Below are 1,451 nucleotides of genomic sequence, written 5' to 3' on the forward strand. Positions count from 1 at the left end.
CGGGACAACGACGGCATCTACGTGGCCGGGGGCGTCGCGATGGTCCTTGCGGCGACCGGGTACGGCGTCTACCGGCTGCGGCGCAGGGCGTCCTGACACGTCGGCCTCGTCGGCCTCGTCGTCCCGGCATACGCCGAGGGCCGGGAAGCAGGTGTGCTTCCCGGCCCTCGGTGTGTGCCGCGCCCCGCGCCGCTCAGGCCGCCCCGAGCGTCGCGTCGATGTCCTTGAGGAAGTCGTCGAGGTCGTCGGGGGTGCGCGAGGTGATGAGGTCCCAGCCGTTGGCACCGCAGTGCATGACGGACTTGTCGACCCAGGTGCCCTTGGCGTTGCGGATGTCGGTGGCGAGCGAGGCGTAGGAGGTGAGGGTCTTGCCGTCGAGGACATCGGCCTCGACGAGCAGCCACGGCCCGTGGCAGATCGCGGCCACCTTCCCGCCCGCTCCCGCGAAGGTGCGGACCGCCTCCACGGCGTCCCGGTCGAGGCGCAGACTGTCGGCGTTGATCGTGCCGCCCGGCACCAGGAGCAGGTCGTACGAGTCCACGTCCGCGTCCGAGATCTTCAGGTCCGGCCGAACCGTCTTGCCGGGGTCCTTGTCGCCGACGAGGGTGCGGATCTCCTCGTCGGAGACCGCGGCGACGTCGACGTGCGCGCCGCGTTCGCGCAGGTGCTCCACCGGCACCAGGAGCTCGTCCTGCTCGATCCCGTAGTTGGTGACGACCGCCAGGACGCGGCGGCCGTTCAGGGTGTTCTCAGCCATGACACTGCCTTTCTTCTGTCGCTGTGTGCGGGTGCTCAGTGCCGAGCGCGGCCGGACACCAGGCGGTACAGGAACAGCACGATGACCGCTCCGACGATGGCGGCGATCCAGGTGGACAAGTGGAAGAAGCCGTTGATCGACTCCACTCCGAAGATCACCTTGCCCAGCCAGCCACCGAGCAGGCCACCGACGATGCCGATCAGCATCGTGACGATCGCCCCTCCCGGGTCCTTGCCCGGGGTCAGTGCCTTCGCGATCGCTCCAGCGATCAAGCCGACCAGAATCCAGGCGATGACGCCCACGGTGCTACCTTCCGTTCACTTTCGAAGTCGATCGGACACTCCGGTACCCACCCTCAGCATGACCACACGCCGTGGCGCCGCCAGGCGGGACCGGCGACCGGAGTAACCGGTGCGAGGTCCGGGTGCCCGGCTCCCCGGGCGCCAGACAGGACCAACGGCCCCTGCCCGCAGGGCAGTAAGTCCCGGAAAGGACGGCGGCCCCGGCGTCCGGCCCGCGTGGGCAGGACGCCGGGGCCGGTGTGGCTTGCCGTAGTACTTCTGCTCGGCGGTGATGTCGGGGTTCTCCGCCATGACCTTCTTGGCGCACCCGTCGAGCTTCGTGCGCAGCAGGCCCGCGTAGTCCTTGGCCCGCCGCTCACTGCGCTCGACGACCGTCACCTGAAGGGCGGTGG

At 69.7% G+C, this 1,451-nt stretch carries 2 protein-coding genes and 1 pseudogene; all 3 read right to left on the reverse strand.

Annotated elements, in window-relative coordinates:
• Window positions 1–193 precede the first annotated feature (193 nt).
• The gene (locus AB8Z36_RS39035) at window positions 194–757 is read right to left on the reverse strand and encodes a DJ-1/PfpI/YhbO family deglycase/protease (protein ID WP_369218105.1); all 564 of its coding nucleotides are present in this window, start codon (window positions 755–757) and stop codon (window positions 194–196) included.
• A 35-nt stretch (window positions 758–792) separates the two neighbouring features.
• Window positions 793–1,059: a GlsB/YeaQ/YmgE family stress response membrane protein gene (locus AB8Z36_RS39040; RefSeq protein ID WP_369218106.1), complete on the reverse strand. Its 267-nt coding sequence runs from the start codon at window positions 1,057–1,059 to the stop codon at window positions 793–795.
• A 15-nt stretch (window positions 1,060–1,074) separates the two neighbouring features.
• Window positions 1,075–1,451: pseudogene (locus tag AB8Z36_RS39045) on the reverse strand (hypothetical protein); the annotation flags it as partial.

Source organism: Streptomyces flavofungini, assembly GCF_041028215.1.
GTDB lineage: Bacteria > Actinomycetota > Actinomycetes > Streptomycetales > Streptomycetaceae > Streptomyces > Streptomyces flavofungini_B.

Coding starts and splice junctions, on each gene's coding strand:
- AB8Z36_RS39035 (WP_369218105.1), bottom strand. CDS start 757: ATGGCTGAGAACACCCTGAACGGCCGCCGCGTCCTGGCGGTCGTCACC.